Raw genomic sequence first — 20,248 nt, 5'->3', positions numbered from 1 at the left:
CTCCGTCAGTCCTGGAACTGCATGGCGTGCAGCCTGGCGTAGGCGCCGCCCTGGGCCAGCAACTGCTGATGGCTGCCCTGCTCGACGATCCGCCCCTGCTCCATCACTACGATCAGATCGGCGCTCTCGATGGTGGAGAGCCGATGCGCGATCACCAGCGTGGTGCGACCCTTGACCACCTCAGCCAGCGCGGCCTGGATATGGCGCTCGGACTCGGTGTCCAGCGCCGAGGTCGCCTCGTCCATGATCAGGATCGGCGCATTCTTCAGGATCGCCCGGGCGATGGCGATGCGCTGACGCTGGCCACCGGAGAGCAACACGCCGTTCTCGCCGACATGGGCGTGGATACCGCCGGGTTGGCGCTCGAGAAATTCGGTGACATGGGCAGCTTCGGCCGCGGCCAGAATCTGCGCCTCGTCGGCACCGGCCATGGCACCGTAGGCGATATTCTCGGCGATGCTGCCGTCGAACAGCACCACCTGCTGATTGACCAGCGAGATCTGCCGACGCAGGCTGTCGAGCCGGATCTCCTGCAGCGGCACGCCGTCGAGTAGGATCTCGCCCTGCCAACCGTCGTTGAAGCGCGGGATCAACGAGGCCAGGGTGGACTTGCCGCTGCCCGAGCGCCCCACCAGCGCCACCGTCTTACCGGCCGGCAGTGTCAGGTTGATATCGCACAGCGCCTGGGTCTCGGTACCCGGATAACGGTAGCTCAGGTTGCGCAGTACCAGTTCGCCGCGAACCGCCTGCAGCTCCCGCGTACCGCTGTCCTGCTCGCCTGGCTCGTCGATGACGCCAAACAGGCTCTCCGCCGCCGCTATCCCCTTCTGGATGATCGGGCTGACCTCGGTCAGTTGGCGCACCGGCTTGGTCAACATGCCGGCAGCGGTGAGAAAGGCGACGAAACCGCCGGTGGTCATGCCGCCCAGCACCACCGGATCCATCGCCATGAACAGTAGGGTGGCCATCGCCAGCGCGATCAGCAGTTGCACCGCCGGGGTATTCAGCGACTGGGTCACCACCAGTTTCATCGACTGGCGCTTGTTCTGTTCGCTGGCACGCTGAAAGCGCTGCTGCTCCGCTTGCGCGCCGCCGAAGATGCGCACCACCTGAAAGCCGCGAATCGCTTCGGAGGCGACCGAGGTGATGTCACCGACCGAAGACTGGAGATGGCGACTGAGCTTGCGCATCCGCTTCGATGCGATCGACACCACGATGCCGATAAATGGTCCTGCCGCCAGGAAGATCAGCGTCAACTTCCAGTTCAGGTAGACCATGTAACCAAGCAGACCGACCACGGTCAGCCCCTCACGGATGCTGATCTTGATCGCGTTGGTGACGGCGCCGGTGACCTGCTCCACGTTGTAGGTCAAACGGGAGAGCATCTCACCGCTGGGGTTCTGGTGGTAGTAGTGTGTCGGCAGTCGCAACAGGCTCTCGAATACCCGCGTGCGCAGGGTGTGCACGGTCTCCCGCGCCACGTAACTCATGCTGTAGTTGCCGATGAACGCACCGATACCGCGCATTAAAAAGATACCGATAATCGACAGCGCCAACCACAGGCGCTGGTCGAAAGCGTTGCGTTGCACTGCATCCACGACCATCTCCAGCCACTTGGCCGCCAGTGCCTGGCCGGCGCCGTAGATGGCGTAACCGACAAAGCTGGCCAGGAAACCGTACCAGAGCGGCTTCACATGGATCAGGATGCGGCGGTAGATATGCCAGCCGCTGTCTTGGCCGGCTGTTTTGGTCGAATCGCTCATAGGCTCACACATCTCGGACTGAGCGGGCATTGTACAGGGCTAAACGCCGCGATTGCCACGTTCCCCCGCTTACCGGGCCTGACACCGACGACAAAAAAAACGGTACAATCCACCACGCCATCAATCTCAGACAATTGGATCTCACGTGTCCAAGGACTCAGCTACCGACAGCAATCGCTTCCTGCATCCGCGCTACTGGCCCACCTGGATCATGCTGGCCGGACTGCGCCTCGCATCGCTGCTGCCTTACCGCCTGCAACTGCGGATCGGGGCGCTGCTGGGCGCGCTGCTATACCGCTTCAACCGCCACCGCCGACAGGTGACCGAAACCAACATCCGACTGGTATTTCCCGACCTGGAGCCGGCTGCTCGTCAACGCATGGTGCGTGATGTGTTCCGCCACAACGGCATCGGCCTGCTGGAAACGGCGATGGCCTGGTGGATGCCGCTGGATCGGCTGCCGCAGAAGATCATCTTCAAGGGGCGCGAGCATCTGGAGCAGGCGCTGCAGCAGGGCAGGGGCGTGATCCTGCTCGGTGCCCACTTCTCCACGCTGGACCTGGGCGGCCTGCTGTTCGCGCAGCATTACGAGGTGGATGCGATGTACCGCAAGCACAACAACCCGCTGATGGACCTGTACATCCGCCGGGGGCGCAGCCGCTATTTCGGCCAGGCGATCGAACGTTCCGATATCCGTTCGATGATCCGCGCCCTGCGCAAGAACCGCATCGTCTGGTACGCTCCGGATCAGGACATGGGCTCACGCAACTCGGTCTATGCCGACTTCTTTGGCGTGCCGGCTGCCACGATCACCGCCACCAGCCGCATGGTCAAGCTTAACGACTCGCCGATCCTGATGCTGGCCCAGCACCGCCTGGCCGACGATTCAGGCTATGAGCTGGAGCTGTTCCCGGTCATCGAGCCGTTCCCCAGCGGTGACGCCGAAGCGGACGCGGCACGCATCAATGCCGAACTCGAGCGCGCGATCCGCAAGGATCCGGCGCAGTACATGTGGGTCCACCGCCGTTTCAAGACCCATCCCAAGGGCAAGAATTATCTCTATCGACAAGGCGACTCTTAATGGGTGTTCAGGCAATGAGCGATCAGGTCAAACAGGTCATCTGCATCAAGTGGGGCACCCGCTACGGGCCGGAGTATGTCAACCGTATCTACTCGATGGTGGAACGCAACATCACCCCGCCGTTCCGCGTCATATGTCTGACCGACGACGCCGAGGGGGTTCGCGAAGAGGTGGTCTGCCGCCCCCTGCCCGAGCTGGGCTGCCCGAGGCCGACCAATGCTCCGGGCAAATGGCCGAAGACCGCACTCTGGGGCAGGTCCCTGTTCGATATCGAGGGTGTGGTGCTGTTCATCGACCTGGACGTGATCATCACCGGCAATCTGGATGAGTTCTTCAGCTACGGTGACCCAGAAGATGTGATCCTGGCGCGCAACTGGGTCAAGCCGCTGGAACGCCTGGGCCAGACCTCGATCTTCCGCTTCGAGATCGGCCGCCACGCCTACATGCTGGAGAACTTCCAGAAGGATCCGGAGGGGATCGCCGGCAAATACCAGTTCGAGCAGCGCTACGTCACCAACTGCGTCGAAGGCGGGGTGAAGTTCTGGCCCCGTGGCTGGGTGCGCCACTTCCGCATGGACTGCCTCGGGCCTTGGCCATTGCGCTACCTGCGCCCGCCCAAGCTGCCCAAAAACTGCCGGGTGGTGATCTTCCCCGGCAAGCCCGACCCCGCCGACGCCATGCTTGGGCGCTGGTCCGACCAGGTGCCGGTACGCGGCAGGCTGGAACATATCAAGGCAGCCCTGAGTGGCGAATGCGGCGCCAACCGTTACCGCTTTCTGAAGCGGTTCTTTTTACCGGCCGACTGGATCAAACAACACTGGCGCTAGACGGGGGCTGACGGATGCACGCTCAAAAGCACGATAACGATACTCCCTTGCGCCTGATGCAGCTGATGCTGTCGAGCCAGAACGGCGGCGCCGAAACCTTTTTTGAAAAGCTGACCCTGGCGCTGGCCGATGCCGGTGTGCAGCAGTGCGTGGTGATCGAACCGGATGAGCGCCGGGAAGCCCTGTTCGCCGGGCACCCCAATATCGAGGTCAAGCTGCTGCGCTTTCGCGGTCTGCATGAGCCCCTGGGGCGTGTGCGCCTGAACCTGCTGATGCGGCGCTGGCAACCGGATGCGATGCTGACCTGGATGAGCCGGGCGATCAAGCGCGCCCCGACCGGCTACTGTCCGCTGGTCGCCCGTCTCGGCGGCTACTACCGGGTGGAGCGCTACCGCAAGAGCGATCGCCTGATCGGCAACACCCCGGATATCGTGCGCTATCTGCGCGACGAGGGGATCCCGGCGGAGAAGACCCAGTGTATCCCCAACTTTGGCGAAATCGCGCCCTGCGAGCTGGATAGCGACACCGCCCGCGCCCGACTGCGTGAGGAGCTGAAGATCCCGGCAGAACATCGGGTGCTGTTGGCGCTGGGCCGCCTGCACGAAGCCAAGGCCCACGACACACTGATCGATGCCCTGAGCAAGACCGAAAACACCAGCCTGCTGATCGCCGGCGATGGCCCGTTGAAAACACAGCTTGAGGCGCAGATTGCGCGCCTCGGGCTGAACACACGGGTGCACTTGCTCGGATGGCGGCGGGACACCGGCTACCTGTTCAAGGCCTGCGACATCTCGGTCTTCCCCTCGCGTTTCGAGCCGTTCGGCAACGTGGTGGTGGAGAGCTGGGCGCAGCAGCGCCCGCTGATCGCCGCCGCCTCGGCCGGACCCGGCTGGCTGATCACGGATAACAGCGACGGGTTACTGGTACCGATAGACGACAGCGACGCTCTGGCCGAAGCGATCAACCGCCTGGTAGCGGACCCCGCATTGGGCGAGCGACTGGTGGAAGCGGGCTATCGCACCTATCGGAAGACGTTCTCCCGCGAGGCGGTTACCGATGCCTACATCGCCATGTTTAAAGAGGTGATTGCGCGTTATCACAAACGCTAACCGGACACTTGATAAACAGACCCCTAAGCCTACTTTCTGAACAGGCTTAGGGTTCTGTCTCTGACGGTCTTCAGCGTCAGCATCTCGCTGTCGATCAGATGCAGCATGATCTCCGTCTCCAGTTCGGTATCGACATCGATCACATCGCTTACCCGCTGGAACTGATGCGGGTCTATGCTGGCGGTGCCGACGCGATCATAGTCGATACCCGGAAACTCGATTCCGTACCGCTCTCTCAGACCGAGCAGCTCCGCACTGGACTCTCTGATCGATGCGGCGATCCCGGGACACAGTTCAGGTTTACGTTTGCGCCCCGCATCCTTTTCAAAGCGGATAATGCTCTCCCTGATCCGCTTGATCTTATGCTTGGGCAGAGTCTCACCCCGGTTGGCCATGAAGCGCTGGTACTTATTGAGAATCGAAATAGCCTCCGGCGAGATCGTCTCATTTTTGATGATGGTTTTGATCTGGCCCGGCGCTATGTTGGATGACAACAGCCTAGTGCTCAGGTCGTAGACCACATCGCCGTTGACAAGGCTGGTTCTGTCGAAGGCGATGACCCTGACCGACGTGCCGAAAACCCGCTCGATGGTGGCGAGGTAGTCCAGCTCTCGCATCTCGTCAGGCGGGAAAAACTCGCACCGCGTCTTGATCGACTGCTGCAACAGCGACAGATATTTGGCCGCCGGCTCCCTGACGTAGAAAACGAATTCGACCTGATCGAAAATGTCGGCCAGGTAGGTCTTCATCTTCTGTAGCGCCGACTCGTCCAGCTGGTAGAAGGTTTCCGAACTGATCAACACCAGATCAGGATTGGTTTTTTTGACCTGCTCGCGCACGGAATCCCAATATTTCTTTGAGAGCTTCCTGATCTTCCGGTAACCGCCCGCCTTTTTGACATATTTGGGCAGCATCAGGCTGTCGTCTTGAAACAGGATCTGGAGTATGTGGTGGGCGCTGCGCGAAAAAGGCGTATCGGGGTACAGGATGCCGTGCTTGGCCAACAGGGCGCGGCTTTGATGATAGGAACTCTGGATCGCGGTACTGCCCGCCTTCCCGGAGCCACAATGGATCACTAATTTGGTCATACCTATTCAGCCCGCCCTGCCCGGTTTTCAGTTGTACGCTCGACCATCCCGGTTACCCGATCAACAAGCTCCCTGCCCAGACGATCGAGCCCCACAGGGGCCTCCCCCTCCATCGCGTCGGGCTGATAGCCCGCCAGTTGCGTCAATGCACAGCGCTGTACACCCTGCAACTGGTGGAAACCGTTGACGATCTCTTCGAAATAGGAGCCCTTGTCGATACGCAGCTCCGACGGCGTCAACAGGGTTACCGGGCGACCACTGCACAGCGCTTCGCTGGCCATGGTCAGGCTGTCCTGGGTCACCAGCACCCGCTGGGCGGCCGCCAGAAAGGGCAGCATCACCCGCTTCGGCTCACGGTTGTAGAGCACCAACTCCACCAGGTTGTCTCTGTCCAACTCCTCGTCCAACAGCTGCTCCACTTCAGGCGGCGTGCGCCTTGAGGTGGTGATCAACCAGCGAACGCCAAGCCGCTGCGAGAGCGCATTCACCCCCGCTACCAGCCCCTGCCAGTCCGCATCACTGTAGTGATGGCTCTTGCTGTTGGCGCCGATCAGCAGTGCCCAACAGGGGGATGATGGTTTGCCCTGTTGCCAGTAACGCTCGCCTGCGGCGGCAACGCGCTCCGGTGTCACCGAGTTGGGGATCAGGCCGCTAACCAGCGAAGCCGTGCGATAGTCCCGTCTGGTCGGCGAGACGATAAGATCGAACCAGCGGTCGGGAAAGGGGTCCGGCACGCCGACAAAGATATTGCCGGCCCGGTATCGACGTTTGAGCACCAGGCTGGCAAAGGCACTTTTGCCACCGGAGGAGATGATCAGGTCGGGGGGCCGTGTTGGCTGCGACTCCAGCACACTGCTCAGGGCGAGGCACGCCTCGTTCAGCCAGGCGGCCGGAATCGCGATCAACTTGCGCATCAGGCCGCGAAACAATCCCGGCAGGCGGTTGCGCACGCAGATCTTTTCACGCTGAATCCTCAGCCCCTGCCGCTCCAGCAGATCGACTATCCCCTCGGACTGGGCACAGTGGCCCGGCGAGCCCTCATCGAGGATCAGGATATTAATGGCCACCCCGGGCACTATCCCTCGACACCCTTGGCCTGGGCTTCCGCATCGTCCCAGATACGCTGGATCCAGCGTGCCGGGCGGATATGCTTATAGAGCTTCTTGTATGCCTTCTTCACCGGCCAGTTGCCCTGCACCGCATCGTGCGGGTTGGGGTCACCGGGGAAGGCGACCACGCGGGCGGTTGGCGGCAGTACCGGCTCCTGCCAGAAGCGGGCAGGCCAGGAGGGTACACAGTGGGTTTTGAACAGCACACACCACTCATCCGGCCAAAAGGTCAGCTCCTTCACATTGCGGGAGATGTAGGTCTGTGAGTTGCGGAACTGCTCGAAAATGCTCGACTGGTTCGCGATCAGATTGTCGAACAGGTACTCGTCGGCCCCGACCCGGAAACGGTACGCCGAGGTATTGCCTATCCCCTTGCCGGGCTGGGTCCAGTTCTGCATCACGACAAAGGTCTTGTCCGGCTCGAACTCGAAAAACGGATCGAGCGAGGCGCTGACCACCACATCCAGGTCGAGGTACAACCAGTCGCCCTCCAGCCCAAACAGGTGCTCGCTACGCCGATACAGGGTCAGTTTGCGCCAGCCCAGACGGCACTTGGGTTCCGGCAGGTCGATGGTGGGGCAATCATGACACTCCACCTCCTGCCGAATGCCAGTGCGGTTATCGGTCAGGCAGACGAAACGCAGCGGCCCACTGACCTGCTGCCGCACCATGGCATAGAGGCGGTTGACGTAGTCGGCACCGTACAGCGTGCCCCACTTCATACAGATCACTTGTTTGGTCATTACAGACAGTGTCCCAGAGTTTGATTTGACGCGCCCGCGTCCTTATCATCAGTTCGTCTTTCGATTCCAAGTCGCATCCTAAACTCAGTCGCCGCTTATGCCGACCTTTCCCCGGCCCACGTCGATCACGGCATAGGTGGCTCTCTGCGGTGCCAGATCCGCAAGCTGCTCCAGAAAGCGCTGTGGATGCTCATAGTCCAGTGCGCGAAGTTCGGTCAGCGGATACTGCCACCAGGCAGAGTTCAACAGCGCCTCAGACAACTCAGAACCGAACCGGGGCCGGATCGGCCGTGCCGGGTTACCGCCGACGATCTGGTAGGGCGGCACATCCTTCGTCACCACCGCATTACGCGCAATGATCGCACCGGTTCCGATCGAGACGCCCGCCATCACCACGGCCCCGTCACCGATCCAGACATCATGCCCGATTCGGGTTAACCCCGGATTCGGACGGTGGGAGACACACAGTTCGTGGCTGGTGGATGCCCAGTCCAGCGGATGGCCCCGGCCATCCTGGCCAATCGTCACCTGCCGGCCGAACGAGCAGAAGCGGCCGATCTCGGTGACGAAATGCAGTTCCCCGCTACGGATATAGCTGTGTGCACCGATGCGGATGAGTTCAGGCGCTTCCTTGAGTACCTGCACGCTACCCAACTTCGCCGGCGCTTCAAGCCTCAGCACACTCCGGCTGTCGATCAACTCCGCTCGACTGAGCTTGATCCCCAGCGTTTTCGCCCTGCGCCTTTTCAGCGCGTTCAGCAGCATCACCGGCCACTCCAGGCTTTCTGGATAAAGGAGGCGCGCTTCCAAAAACCGTAGGCGTGCTCCGCCACATCCTCTGGATCCGGCTTGCCGTGAAAGATGATGATCGCCGCCCGTTCCGGCAGGGGGGTGTCCAGGCGATCCGGTGCCTTCAGCCCGAGTTGGCCAAGGCCCAGTTTTTCGGCCCAGCGCCAGCACTTGGAATCCAGGCTTTTCTTGTAGGAAAGTACGCGATCCGCCGGCCAGTTGCCCGCCTCGGGAACGCAGGCGTAGATCCACTCCTGATCGCCATTCAACTCCTGCATGATCCGCTGCTGATCGGCGAGAAAGCCGTCCCAGATATGGGCATAGCGGCCGATACGAAAACGCATCACCGAGCTGTTCCACATCGGATTGCGCGACCAGTTACCGATGATCAGGAAATCGCCGGGCTGATCGACGAGGAAATCGATCTCGTCGACGATCACCACGTCCAGGTCCAGGTAGATCATATCGCCCTGAAGCCCGTAGAAATCGCTCTGGAACAGCGACAGCTTGTACCACCAACCGTGCAGTCCGCTCTCCTGCAGGGGTAACACCTCAACGCCCTCGGCCAACCCGCGACCATCTTCGGTCATACAGAAAAAACGAAACGGCCGATGCAGATGCCGACGCACCATGCGATACAAGCGGTTGACGTACTCGGCCGGATACTTGGTACCCCATTTCAGGCACACCACATTGACCGGCTGGTTCTGTTCACCCGCCCCGCTCATATCCGGGCGTTCGCTGTTTTCAACCATCGTCACCATCCAGGCACTCTCGATAACAACTCAGTGTCTGCTGCAACATCTGCTGCTGCAGGAACGGCATATCCCCCGGCGCCTGGGGATGCGCCAGCAGATCGGTCACGACCTCTCTCAATCTGGCCTGATCTCGACAGGGCACCCTGCCGGCCGGGAAAACGGCATCCAGGATCTCCGCCACACCGCCGTGAGCATAGCCGACAACAGCCGCACCCAGGCTCAGTGCCTCGGCGACGGTTCGACCAAAGGACTCGGGCTTGGTCGACAGCGACAACACTAGATCCGACACGGCATAGATCTCGCGGATATCCGACCTGGCACCGGTAAATGTAATGGCGTCCTCCAGCCCTTCGCTGCGCACCCGTTCCCTCAGCTCACGTGCATACGCCTGTCGCTTGGGATCCTCGCCCCCGACAATCAGGCCATGGACCGGCAGCTTATCGGCGCGCAGATCACGGATCAGGTCGATGAAATCATGGTGGCCCTTGAGCCGGGTCAGACGCCCCGGCAGTGTCAGCACCCGCTGTCCGTCGAGCTGCGGGTACTGGTTTCGCCACTCTTGCAGCCAGTCATCGCCAGGCCGGTTGCCGCGCTTGAACACCTCAGGGTCGATGCCACGGAAGATGACCCGCACCCGCTGCTTATCGGTCTGCGGGTAGTTCTGCTCGATATAGGTTTTCACCGTATCCGACACGGCAATAACCCGCTCGCCGCGGCACATGATGCTGCTGTACCGCCCGACCGAGTAGAGTCCATGCACGGTGGTCACCAGATGGGGCCGCTCGTCGGGCTTCAGCCCTCGCCATGCCAACCAGCAGACCCAAGCCGGCATCCGCGAACGCAGGTGCAGGATATCCGGTTTTTCCCGGCGCAACAGCGCCCGCACCTGCCAGATCTGTGTGAAGGTCAACGGCGACTTTCGGCCGATATCCAGACAGATATGGCGGCTGCCCTCACGCTCCAGTTGCTGAACCAGCGCTCCGCCGGCAGACAGCACCACCGACTCATGCCCCTGCTGAACCAGGTACTGGGCAATCTCCAGGGTACCGCGCTCGACGCCACCGCCGTCCAGCGCGGGCAGCACCTGCATCACCTTCACGCAGCACTACCCGTCTGTGCAGGCGCCCCGCGCCCGAGGCACAAGGCGATAAACCCGACAACGGCAAACACCGCGATCTTCTCCGGATGCTTCAGCGCCACCTCGGTCAAGCTGAAGGTGGCATAGGCCACCACCAGGCTAAGGCCGATGTAGCCCGCCCACTCCGTCTCGCGACTACGGATCATGCTGACAAATTTTCGCGCGGGTACGCCGAGCAGGGTCAGCAGCGCAGCGAACCCGATCAGTCCTCGCATCGCCAGCTCCTGAAAATACTGGTTGTGGGCATGGGCGCTCGTCGGCAGGTACTCGATCAGCTCCTCGGGGAACCGACCCTGCTCGACCCACTCCTCCTTGTACTGCATGAAGCGCTCCTTGCCGGCGCCGAACACGGGGTGCTTCATCGCCACCGACACGGCATATTTCCACATCAGAATGCGAAATCCGATGGAGCTGTCATAGCTGCTGCCACTGGCTTGCGCCGACAACGCCGGTACCAGTTCATCGTCAACCTTTGAGATACGCTTGAGGGCACCCGACTCAAAACCGACAAAGCCGGTAAGGCAGGTCGCCGCCACCAGCGTAAACACGACTCGCCTGGCAGAGAACGCCTTGTGCTTATACAGATAAAACGCAAAGATCAGCAGCAGCGGCACCATCGCCAGCATCACGCCACGAGTTTGGGTCAGGCCCGCTGCGCCGAGGAAGACTGCCGCCGAGAGGTAGAGCAGCCAGCGCCGCCAGCCATTGGTGAAGGCACAGGCCAGGTAGGTGCAGAGCACCGACAGACTCAGTGCATACATGCCGAAAAAGATCGGGTTGGTAAAGCCACCGAATCGATAGCACGTCTGCCAACCACATTGATAGCCGATCAACACCAACATCTCAAACGCCGCCAGAATACAAAGTGCGGCCAGATAACGGGGCTGAAGCCTGATCACCGATGCGGCGTAAATGAACAGCGAAAAGGACAGGAACATCCGTATGGTGCTCATATAGCCGTCACCGACCAGATAGGCGACCACCAGCACCAGCGAGTACAGCGACATCGGTAACAGCAGCGCCTTTACGGAGCCGGCGCCCCAACTGGAGATTGCGGCGCGATGGCCGAGGCAGAAAAGCAGCGCCAGCACGATCAGTGGCTTCAGGTATTGATCGCCGACGGGCAGGAAAAACATCAGATTGATCACATAGCCGAGCACGAGGTAGACGCTGATGGTCGCCAGTTGCTCGAGCCGCTGCTTGCTAAATAACGACACCCGTCGGGACACGCTTGTCACGGAAAACCTCTCGTCCTTGATCACAGTCTCAGATCCGCCTCACCAGCGGGCAGCACATATTTCAGATCGTACAGCACATGCTCCTGCTTGCCCCAACGACGGATCGCCTCGGCACCCAGCTCGTGGAACTGCTGATGGGCCACGGCCAGCACGATACCGTCGTAGCTATCGGCTTCCATCTGCTTCAGCGGCTCGATGCCATACTCCTCCAGTGCTTCCGCCGGGTCGACCCAGGGATCGTACACGTCCACCTCGGCACCGTACTCTCGCAGGGCATGGACGATATCCACCACCCGGGTGTTGCGCAGGTCGGGGCAGTTCTCCTTGAACGCCAGGCCCAGGATCAGAATGCGGCCGCCGGCCACATGGATACGCCGCTTCAGCATCGCCTTGACCATCTCGTCGGCCACATAGGCGCCCATATTGGAGTTGATCCGCCGCCCGGCCAAAATCACATCGGGGATGTAGCCCGCCGACTGCGCCTTGTAGGTGAGGTAGTAGGGATCGATGCCGATGCAGTGTCCGCCGACCAGGCCGGGGCGAAACGGCAGGAAGTTCCACTTGGTGCCGGCCGCCTCGAGTACCTCGAGGGTATCGATGCCGAGCTTGTTGAAGATGATCGCCAGCTCGTTGACCAGTGCGATGTTCAGATCGCGCTGGGTGTTTTCGATCACCTTGGCCGCTTCCGCCACGCGGATGCTGCTGGCCTTGTGGGTACCGGCGGTGATAATCGAGCGGTAGAGCTGATCCACCAGCTCGGCCACTTCAGGCGTCGAACCGGAGGTCACCTTTTTGATCGTAGTGACGCGATGCACCTTGTCGCCCGGGTTGATCCGCTCCGGGCTGTAACCGGCGAAGAAATCACGGTTATACACCAGCCCCGACACCCGTTCGATCACCGGGATGCAGTCCTCTTCGGTGGCACCGGGATAGACGGTGGATTCGTAGATCACGATGTCGCCCTTGCCGACTACGCGACCGAGGGTTTCCGAGGCCTTGATCAGCGGCGTCAGATCCGGCTGCTTCTGGCCGTTGATCGGCGTGGGTACGGTGACGATATACACATTGCAGCTCTGCAGCACCGTCGCATCGGCACTGAACTGCAGTTGGGTAGCGGCACCCAGCTCGTCGTCCTCGACCTCAAGCGTGCTGTCATGCCCGCTTTCCAGTTCACGAATCCGGTCGACGTCGATATCGAAGCCCACCACCGGGTAGTGCTTGCCGAACTCAACGGCGAGTGGCAGACCGACATAACCAAGGCCAACAATGCCTATTCTAATTCCGTCCAACGATAACCGGCCCAGCGCGGCAAGACTCATAACCACCCTCTATTCAAAATCAATTCGGCACATCGACCCGCTTCATCGAACATCCTGGCCGGCGGTACCAGCTCAACCGACCGCCCCGCCTGGTAGCGGCTGATCACTCCTTGGTCGGCAAGTGACATCAACCCTCGATACAGCCGCCCCTGACGGGTCCAGGGCACGGTCAACGTGCCCACGGCACAGCCGGCACTGAGCGCCTCATATACCATCGACACGCTGTCCTCGCTGACCCAGCACTGCTCCGTGCCGGCCAACTGCGTGGGCAACCAGCCCGGCTCCGTCGCCTCCACCGGTATCACCTCGACACCCTGTAGGGCGTTCAGCTGCTGCAGGGTCGATGGCGGTGTGCGGCGCGACGTGGTCAAGCGCCAGCGAACACCCTCGGACTGCGCAATGATACTACGCAGCTGCTCGATCAGCTCGGTTTCATCCCAGTCGTTGCTCTTCGACGGGCCGCCGATCAGCATCATGCCGCTGCCGGCGACCTTGTCGCCCGGCCGCATCCGATTCAGCGCGCCACGGGTCACCACCAGGTTGTCGCGCGATGGCGGCTGGTCGTGTTCCGGCACCAGGCACAGGTCAAAACAGGCCGCAGGCAGGGTCGGCTTCATCAGTACCACCACCGGCACTCGCCAGAGGCACTTGAGCGCCAGCAGCGTCAGATGGGTAGCATGTCCGGCACCGATCACCAGCTCGGGCTTAGGGCCCAAGGCGTCCGCACGCCGCATCAGCAGGATCTGCAGCGCCGACCACCGCGGCAGCGGCGCCATCTCGCGGATCTCCACCTGCCCTCGCCGACGCTGCAACGCCTCGGCCAGCCCCAGCGACTGGTTGCGATGTCCCGCCTTGCCGTCACTGATGATCAGAATCTGCGTCAACTTTACCCCTTTCGACTGCCGCCCGAATGCGGCCGGTCCCAGCGCGCATATGATAAACAATTCCGCCTGCGCTGGATATTCCGACTCAGTTCTCGCGCCCCTCAAGGCGCATCCAGAAACGACTATTTCGACTTGGAGCAATTCCATTTTTTGCGTGGATGCATACAATCTACTCTCTTGTTCATGCGCTTTCGGCCGGCGATTAGCACCGGATCAGGCGCACCGTCTCGTTCACTGTGTAGATTAGGGTGGTCTGCTATGTCCGCGTTTGGCTCCGTTTTCATGCCAGAAATGGCGATCTCTTGGTTCGACGGTTCCCATTGGAGCGAGAGCCAGGTGGTGGCCAGTAACAGTCTGCAGCTGCATGCCGGCGCCCACGTGCTGCACTACTCCAGCACCTGCTTCGAGGGGCTGAAGGCGTTCCGCCATGAAGATGGCTCAGTGAAGATCTTCCGTATGGACCGCAACATCGCCCGCATGGTGCAGAGCTCCGAGCTGCTCGCGCTGCCGAAGCTGGACCCGGCGCAGATGGCGCAGATGATCACCTCGATCGTCAGCCGTTTTGCCTCTGACGTGCCGGAACCGCCGGGATCAATGTATATCCGCCCGACCCATATCGGTACCGAACCGGCGATCGGCAAAGCCGCGGTGCCAACACTGGAATCCTGTTTCTACGTACTGCTGTCTCCGGTGGGCGATTACTTCTCCGGCGGCGACCGTGCACTGCGCCTGTTGATCGACGACAAAAACATGCGCTGCCCGCCGCACATGGGCATGGTCAAGAGCGGCGGCAACTATGCCGGCGCCCTGCAGCCGACGATGAAAGCCCGTGCCGAGTTCAAGGCCGACCAGGTGCTGTTCTGCCCCGGTGGCGACGTTCAGGAGACCGGCGCCGCCAACTTCCTGCTGATCGACGGCGACGAGATCATCACCAAGGCGCTGGACTCCAGCTTCCTGCACGGCGTCACCCGTGACTCCATCCTGACTCTGGCGCGGGACATGGGGATGAAGGTATCCGAGCGCCAGCTAACCGTCGAGGAGCTGCTCGAGCGTGCCGCCAAGCCCGGTTGCGAAGCGGCCCTGTCCGGCACCGCGGCGGTGCTGACGGCGGTCGGTACGTTGATCCACAACGGTAAGGAGTACAACGTCGGCAATGGCGGTATCGGCGAAACCACCCTGCGTCTGCGCCGCGCGCTGAACGATATCCAGTGGGGCCGCAGCGAAGACAAGTTCGGCTGGCTGCTCGATATCTGAGTCAGCGATACCCTGGATAGAAACCGGGCTCGTAAGCCCGGTTTTTTGTATCTGTCATCTGCGGTCGCTCGCATGCACCCAGCGGCCTCAGAAGATGGTCAGGACTCCATCAATTCGGCCCAGTACGCACTGATCCGCTCGCGGTATTCACTGAGCTGATCGCCACTGACCACCGTCGGCTGATTCTGCAGCGTCCGGCGATGGTTGAAGGCGCGATAGGCCTTGTAGATCTCGCGCAGCTCCTCGGCCTGCTCCGGCGTCAACAATCCTTCCTGCTCCAGGGATTCCAGCATGCGGATGTTGTCGCTCCAGCGCATCAGCTCCGGATGGCGATGGGCATGGGCCAGTACCAGGTACTGCACCATGAACTCGATATCGACCAGACCGCCACGGTCCTGCTTCAGGTTGAACTCCTGCCCCTCCTTCGCGGTCGAGGTACCCAACTGCTGCCGCATCTTCTCGCGCATCTCCCGCACCTCGGTTTTCAGCACCTCGGGATCGCGCTCACGCCCCAGAATCGTCTCACGCACGGCGTAGAATCGCGCGCCCAGACGCTCACTGCCGCTGACCACCCGCGCACGCGCCAGCGCCTGGTGCTCCCAGGTCCAGGCATCGTTCTGCTGGTACTGCTCAAACGCCTGCAGCGTGCTGACCAGCAGCCCTGAGTTGCCGGAGGGCCTCAGCCGCATATCCACCTCATACAGCTGTCCGGAGGGGGTCAGGGTGCCGAGGATATGGATGATGCGCTGCCCCAGGCGGGTAAAGAACACGGGGTTGGGCAGCTCGCGCTGGCCGCCCTTGGTCATCAGGTTGGCATCGGCATCGTAGATGAACACCAGGTCCAGGTCGGAACCGTAGGAGAGTTCGATGCCGCCGAGCTTGCCGTAACCGACGATGATGAAATCGGGATCGCAGGGCTCACCCGCTACGCGCTGGGGCACGCCGTATTTGCCGGTCATATCGCGCCAGGCGATCTCCAGCACCGCATCGAGGATCACCTCGGCCAGCCAGGTCAGGTAATCGCTGACCTTCATCAACGGCAGCGCGCCGGTGATATCGGAGGCGGCGACACGCAGCACATGGGCGTGCTTGTAGTAGCGCAGGGCCTCCATCAACTGCTCGGTGTCATCCTCCGGGATGCGCAGCAACAGTTGCCGCAGCTCGTCATTCAAACGGCTCTTGTCCGGCGGTGTAAACAGGGTGCGCGGGTCGATCAGTTCATCGAGCAGGCCCGGCTGGCGGGAGATCTGATCGGCGAACCACTGGCTGGCCGAACACAGACGCACCAACTGATCCAGCGCACCCGGGTTCTCCGCCAGCAGCACCAGATAGGCTGAGCGGCGCAGCACCGCCTGGATCAGCAACAGCACACGCTCCAGCGTCACTTCCGGATTCTCGCTGCGTCCCACCGCCTGCAGCAGCCGGGGCAGCACCGCCTGTAATCTGACCTGCGCCACCTGCTGCAACATCTGCACGGTACGCAACTGCTGCAGGTTGCGCAGCTGCTGTAAGGCCCGTGAGGGATCGGTAAAGCCCAACGACTGCAGGAACTGCTCGCTGGGCTCGCTCTCCAGTTCCTCGTCCCACAGCCGGTGCCAATCGACACTCTGCTGCTCTCGCTCCCTGTCAGACTGCTCCTGCTGCACCGGCGCTATCACCTCGGCAAAATGGCGGGAGACGTTGCCCCGGTAACCGGTCAGGGCGTCGCTGAAGCCTGCCCAGTCGCCAAACCCCATCACAAACGCCAGCCGCGCCTGACCCAATTCGTCGTGCGGCAGCTCCTGGGTCTGGCGGTCGGCCAGCGCCTGCAGCGCATGCTCGGTATCGCGCAAAAAGCGATAGGACTCAAGCAGCTCATCGACCACCTCCGGCGGCATGCCGACACACTCCGGCAGCAGCGGCAGAATGGCGCTCAGCTCGCGCTGCTGCAGGCGCGGATCGCGACCACCACGGATCAGCTGGAACGCCTGGGCGATAAACTCCACCTCACGGATCCCGCCGGCACCGAGCTTGACGTTCTGGTCCCGGTTCTTGAGCTTCACCTCACGGTTGATCAGCGCCTTCATCTCGCGCAGGGACTCGAAGGCGCTGAAATCGATATATTTGCGGTAGACGAACGGCCGCAGCAGGGACAGCAGTTCGGCACCTGCCTGTTGGTCGCCGGCCACCACCCGAGCCTTGACCATGGCGTAGCGCTCCCACTCTCGACCCTGGTCCTGGTAGTAGTTTTCCATCGCATCGAAACTGCAAGCCAGCGGGCCGACACTGCCGAACGGCCTCAGCCGCATATCGACACGGAACACGAAACCGTCCACCGTAGTGTTGTCCAATGCCTGGATCAGCTTTTTCCCCACCCGGGTGAAGAACTCCTGGTTGGACAGGGTGCGGTTGCTGCCGTCGGTCTCGCCGTTCTCCGGGTAGGTGAAGATCAGATCGATATCGGATGACAGGTTGAGCTCGAAGGCGCCGAGCTTGCCCATGCCCAGCACCACCATCCGCTGCTCGACCGGGCTGCCGTCAGCGCCTGGCCCCATCGGCCTGCCCCAGCGCTTGACCGCATCCTCATGCAACCAGTCCAGGGTCAGGTCGATCAATGCATCGGCCATCTCCGACAGGCTCAGCGTGGTTTCGGTCAGATCGGCGCGGCGGCTCAGGTCGCGCCAGATAATGCGCACCATCTCGCGGCGCCGAAACAGCCGCAGACGCCTGTTCAGCTCCGCTTCCGAGTCACAGCCGTTCAGGCACCGCTCGGCACGCCGGCGCATCTGCCCCTTGAGATAGGGTTTTTCCAGCTCGCCGCTCTGCCACAACTCAGCCAACAGCTCTGGCTGGCGCTCAAGCTGTTCGCAGAGGTAATCGCTGCCTATCAGCACGGGGGGGAGGTCTTTAACGATCCCGTCCGGATAGCTGCCGATACCCTCAACCGCCGGCAGGATCCGCTTCCAGTTCCGCTCCAGACAATGGTGCAGAGAAGCCGGTATAGCAACTTGGGCGGGATCAAACATTCGCTGCGTCTCCTTGGAGCCTTTAGGTATCACTCTACTTTAAACCAGAACCGGCGCAGGCGAACAGATGCACCAAAATTGCGCAGTGCCGCGCGACGGCTGTGCAATATCAGCCAGACGGACTCTCGGTCAGAACTCAGCCCAGCCGGGTTAACTCATTGGTTGGTTGGCTGTTTCGTCATTTTACGACTACACATATATATGCTAATAACCTGACCATTACGCCAACCCAGGAATAGTTCACAGCAGAGCTGAATCTATTCGCAGGGATAACACCGAATTCACGATGGTCTGGAACAGGTTTTGCTAACTGACTTCTCAGTCAACAACAGGGAAAAGAAGCTCCTTTAATGAGCTTTGCGAAAAAACTCACCAACGAGGATGTAAATAATGTTGAGAAAAACCTTACTGGCTACCGCAACCCTCTCCATCACCCTGGCCGGCTTTGCAAGCCAGGCGCAGGCTGAAGGCACGCTGGATGCGGTCAAGGCACGCGGTTATGTTCAGTGTGGCGTGACTTCAGGTGTACCGGGCTTCTCGGTGCCTGATGAGCAGGGCAACTGGCAGGGCCTGGATGTGGATGTGTGCCGCGCCGTGGCCGCGGCTGCGCTGGGCGATGCCAGCAAAGCCAAATACATCCCGCTGAACGCCAAGGAGCGCTTCACCGCGCTGGCCTCCGGTGAGATCGATGTGCTGTCCCGCGTGACCACCTGGACCCTGACCCGCGATACCCAGCTCGGTATCAACTTCGCCGGCGTCAACTACTACGATGGCCAGGGCTTCCTGGTCAAAAAGGAGCTGGGGCTGAAAAGCGTCAAGGACCTGGACGGTGCCACCATCTGCGTACAGTCCGGTACCACCACCGAACTGAACATGGCGGACTACTTCCGCACTCATGGTCTGAAGCATACCCCGGTGGTGTTCGATACCAATGAACAGGCCGCCACCAGCTTCGATACCGGCCGCTGCGATGCCTTCACCACCGACCTGTCCCAGGCGTTCGGTCTGCGTACCCGCATGCAGGATCCGGACTCCGTGGTCGCACTGCCCGAGGTGATCTCCAAGGAGCCGCTGGGACCTGTGGTACGCCAGGGTGACGACCAGTGGTTCAACATCGTCAAGTGGTCGCTGAACGCGATGATCAACGCCGAAGAGCTGGGCATCACCTCCGCCAACGTGGACGAGATGAAGTCCAGCGACAACCCCAACATCAAGCGCCTGCTCGGCGGTGAAGAGGGATTGTCCAAGGGGATGGGTATCTCTGAAGACTGGGCCTATCAGATCGTCAAGCAGGTGGGCAACTACGGTGAAGCCTTCGACCGCAACGTGGGCAAGGACTCTCCGCAGAAGATCGATCGCGGCCTGAATAACCTGTGGAACAACGGCGGCATCATGTACGCCCCGCCGATCCGCTAACCATCCGTTCGTCACACGGGGCCGATCACCGGCCCCGTGCTTCCACCCAACGCTTTACGCAGGCTGGAGAGACAACCGATGCCAACGGATCGATCCAACACCCCCGCTACAAATGACAACCATGTCAAACCCTGGAACGACCCGGCCAAGCGTGCGCTGGTGTTCCAGATCCTGCTGGTGCTGACCCTGGGCGCCTTCGCCTGGTTCATCATCGACAACACCCTGAACAACCTCGAACAGCGCGGCATCACCACCGGCTTCTCCTTCCTGTCGCAGGAGGCGGGCTTCGGTATTCCACTGTCGCTGATCGAGTATACCGAGGCCTCCAGCTACGGCCGCACCTTCTTCGTCGGCCTGCTCAACACCGTGCTGGTCTCCGTGCTCGGCATCATCGCCGCGACCATCCTCGGCTTTATCCTCGGTGTCGCCCGGCTGTCCGACAACTGGCTGATCGCCAAGCTGTCGGCGCTGTATATCGAGATCTTCCGTAACATCCCGCTGCTGCTGCAGATCTTCTTCTGGTATTTCGCCGTGCTGCGCGCGCTGCCGCAGCCGCGCCAGAGCATCGAGTTCCTCGGCAGCTTCCTCAACATCCGCGGCCTGTCGATGCCGGCGCCGGTGGCCGAACCCGGCTTCCACCTGATCTGGGCGGCGCTGGCACTGGGTATCGTCGCCAGCTGGTTCGTCACCAAATGGGCGCACAAACGCCAGGACGCCACCGGCAAGA

17 protein-coding genes are annotated in these 20,248 nt (G+C 61.4%); 6 read left to right on the top strand and 11 right to left on the bottom strand.

Going from position 1 to position 20,248, the window contains the following annotated elements:
* Window positions 1–5: 5 nt before the first annotated feature.
* The gene (msbA, locus tag KQ940_RS09905; RefSeq protein WP_217413386.1) at window positions 6–1,763 is read right to left on the bottom strand and encodes a lipid A export permease/ATP-binding protein MsbA; all 1,758 of its coding nucleotides are present in this window, start codon (window positions 1,761–1,763) and stop codon (window positions 6–8) included.
* Between the two features lie 145 nt (window positions 1,764–1,908).
* On the opposite strand from msbA, the gene lpxL reads away from it, so the two are divergent.
* From lpxL to KQ940_RS09890, 3 genes are read left to right on the top strand one after another with little or no spacing between them, the layout of a single operon-like run.
* A complete protein-coding gene (gene lpxL, locus KQ940_RS09900) occupies window positions 1,909–2,844 on the top strand; it encodes an LpxL/LpxP family Kdo(2)-lipid IV(A) lauroyl/palmitoleoyl acyltransferase (RefSeq protein WP_343222643.1) in 936 nt (311 codons plus the stop codon).
* 14 nt (window positions 2,845–2,858) lie between these two features.
* Entirely contained in the window at window positions 2,859–3,671 is an 813-nt protein-coding gene (locus KQ940_RS09895) for a glycosyl transferase (RefSeq protein ID WP_217413385.1), read from the top strand.
* Between the two features lie 14 nt (window positions 3,672–3,685).
* On the top strand, window positions 3,686–4,780 hold the full coding sequence (locus KQ940_RS09890; RefSeq protein WP_217413384.1) for a glycosyltransferase: 1,095 nt from the start codon (window positions 3,686–3,688) through the stop codon (window positions 4,778–4,780).
* Window positions 4,781–4,809: 29 nt separating this feature from the next.
* Here KQ940_RS09890 and KQ940_RS09885 read toward each other — a convergent pair whose 3' ends face one another.
* The 9 genes from KQ940_RS09885 to KQ940_RS09845 all read right to left on the bottom strand — a co-directional run bounded on the left by KQ940_RS09885 (window position 4,810) and on the right by KQ940_RS09845 (window position 13,846).
* A complete protein-coding gene (locus KQ940_RS09885; RefSeq protein WP_217413383.1) occupies window positions 4,810–5,868 on the bottom strand; it encodes a hypothetical protein in 1,059 nt (352 codons plus the stop codon).
* Between the two features lie 2 nt (window positions 5,869–5,870).
* The gene (locus KQ940_RS09880) at window positions 5,871–6,935 is read right to left on the bottom strand and encodes an ELM1/GtrOC1 family putative glycosyltransferase (RefSeq protein WP_217413382.1); all 1,065 of its coding nucleotides are present in this window, start codon (window positions 6,933–6,935) and stop codon (window positions 5,871–5,873) included.
* A gap of 8 nt (window positions 6,936–6,943) precedes the next feature.
* Complete coding sequence (locus KQ940_RS09875; protein WP_217413380.1) at window positions 6,944–7,720, bottom strand: hypothetical protein; 777 nt, start codon at window positions 7,718–7,720, stop codon at window positions 6,944–6,946.
* Between the two features lie 84 nt (window positions 7,721–7,804).
* Window positions 7,805–8,485, bottom strand: a complete 681-nt coding sequence (locus tag KQ940_RS09870; protein WP_217413543.1) for a CatB-related O-acetyltransferase — start codon at window positions 8,483–8,485, stop codon at window positions 7,805–7,807.
* Complete coding sequence (locus KQ940_RS09865) at window positions 8,485–9,273, bottom strand: hypothetical protein (protein ID WP_217413379.1); 789 nt, start codon at window positions 9,271–9,273, stop codon at window positions 8,485–8,487. Before KQ940_RS09865 ends, KQ940_RS09870 begins: the two co-directional genes overlap by 1 nt.
* Window positions 9,257–10,357 (bottom strand): glycosyltransferase family 4 protein, encoded by a 1,101-nt coding sequence (locus KQ940_RS09860; protein ID WP_246589958.1) that lies wholly within the window; start codon window positions 10,355–10,357, stop codon window positions 9,257–9,259. The genes KQ940_RS09865 and KQ940_RS09860 overlap by 17 nt, the downstream gene beginning before the upstream one ends.
* Before the next feature lie 5 nt (window positions 10,358–10,362).
* Entirely contained in the window at window positions 10,363–11,622 is a 1,260-nt protein-coding gene (locus KQ940_RS23075; RefSeq protein ID WP_217413377.1) for an O-antigen ligase family protein, read from the bottom strand.
* A gap of 41 nt (window positions 11,623–11,663) precedes the next feature.
* Window positions 11,664–12,962 carry a Vi polysaccharide biosynthesis UDP-N-acetylglucosamine C-6 dehydrogenase TviB gene (gene tviB, locus KQ940_RS09850; protein WP_217413376.1) on the bottom strand — a complete coding sequence of 433 codons (1,299 nt, stop codon included), beginning with the start codon at window positions 12,960–12,962 and terminating at the stop codon, window positions 11,664–11,666.
* Window positions 12,959–13,846 (bottom strand): mitochondrial fission ELM1 family protein, encoded by an 888-nt coding sequence (locus tag KQ940_RS09845; RefSeq protein ID WP_246589945.1) that lies wholly within the window; start codon window positions 13,844–13,846, stop codon window positions 12,959–12,961. Before KQ940_RS09845 ends, tviB begins: the two co-directional genes overlap by 4 nt.
* Before the next feature lie 258 nt (window positions 13,847–14,104).
* On the opposite strand from KQ940_RS09845, the gene KQ940_RS09840 reads away from it, so the two are divergent.
* Window positions 14,105–15,100 (top strand): branched-chain amino acid aminotransferase, encoded by a 996-nt coding sequence (locus KQ940_RS09840; protein WP_217413373.1) that lies wholly within the window; start codon window positions 14,105–14,107, stop codon window positions 15,098–15,100.
* Between the two features lie 98 nt (window positions 15,101–15,198).
* On the opposite strand, the gene glnE is transcribed toward KQ940_RS09840, so the two are convergent.
* Complete coding sequence (gene glnE, locus KQ940_RS09835; protein ID WP_217413371.1) at window positions 15,199–18,105, bottom strand: bifunctional [glutamate--ammonia ligase]-adenylyl-L-tyrosine phosphorylase/[glutamate--ammonia-ligase] adenylyltransferase; 2,907 nt, start codon at window positions 18,103–18,105, stop codon at window positions 15,199–15,201.
* Between the two features lie 390 nt (window positions 18,106–18,495).
* On the opposite strand from glnE, the gene KQ940_RS09830 reads away from it, so the two are divergent.
* The gene (locus KQ940_RS09830; protein ID WP_217413369.1) at window positions 18,496–19,521 is read left to right on the top strand and encodes an amino acid ABC transporter substrate-binding protein; all 1,026 of its coding nucleotides are present in this window, start codon (window positions 18,496–18,498) and stop codon (window positions 19,519–19,521) included.
* Between the two features lie 78 nt (window positions 19,522–19,599).
* Window positions 19,600–20,248, top strand: a 649-nt coding sequence (locus tag KQ940_RS09825) for an ABC transporter permease subunit (RefSeq protein ID WP_217413367.1), incomplete at its 3' end; no start/stop codon positions are given.

This window comes from Marinobacterium ramblicola (assembly GCF_019084545.1).
In the GTDB taxonomy this organism is placed as follows: domain Bacteria; phylum Pseudomonadota; class Gammaproteobacteria; order Pseudomonadales; family Balneatricaceae; genus Marinobacterium_D; species Marinobacterium_D ramblicola.
This window is presented reverse-complemented; position numbering and strand designations above follow the sequence as displayed.

Excerpts from the sequence above, each read along its gene's own strand:
- KQ940_RS09865 (WP_217413379.1), bottom strand. The coding sequence starts at position 9,273 with ATGGTGACGATGGTTGAAAACAGCGAACGCCCGGATATGAGCGGGGCG.
- KQ940_RS09830 (WP_217413369.1), top strand. The coding sequence starts at position 18,496 with ATGTTGAGAAAAACCTTACTGGCTACCGCAACCCTCTCCATCACCCTG.
- glnE (WP_217413371.1), bottom strand. The coding sequence starts at position 18,105 with ATGTTTGATCCCGCCCAAGTTGCTATACCGGCTTCTCTGCACCATTGT.
- msbA (WP_217413386.1), bottom strand. The coding sequence starts at position 1,763 with ATGAGCGATTCGACCAAAACAGCCGGCCAAGACAGCGGCTGGCATATC.
- KQ940_RS09870 (WP_217413543.1), bottom strand. The coding sequence starts at position 8,485 with ATGCTGCTGAACGCGCTGAAAAGGCGCAGGGCGAAAACGCTGGGGATC.
- KQ940_RS09840 (WP_217413373.1), top strand. The coding sequence starts at position 14,105 with ATGTCCGCGTTTGGCTCCGTTTTCATGCCAGAAATGGCGATCTCTTGG.
- KQ940_RS09875 (WP_217413380.1), bottom strand. The coding sequence starts at position 7,720 with ATGACCAAACAAGTGATCTGTATGAAGTGGGGCACGCTGTACGGTGCC.
- KQ940_RS09885 (WP_217413383.1), bottom strand. The coding sequence starts at position 5,868 with ATGACCAAATTAGTGATCCATTGTGGCTCCGGGAAGGCGGGCAGTACC.
- KQ940_RS09895 (WP_217413385.1), top strand. The coding sequence starts at position 2,859 with ATGAGCGATCAGGTCAAACAGGTCATCTGCATCAAGTGGGGCACCCGC.
- tviB (WP_217413376.1), bottom strand. The coding sequence starts at position 12,962 with ATGAGTCTTGCCGCGCTGGGCCGGTTATCGTTGGACGGAATTAGAATA.
- KQ940_RS09860 (WP_246589958.1), bottom strand. The coding sequence starts at position 10,357 with ATGCAGGTGCTGCCCGCGCTGGACGGCGGTGGCGTCGAGCGCGGTACC.
- KQ940_RS09890 (WP_217413384.1), top strand. The coding sequence starts at position 3,686 with ATGCACGCTCAAAAGCACGATAACGATACTCCCTTGCGCCTGATGCAG.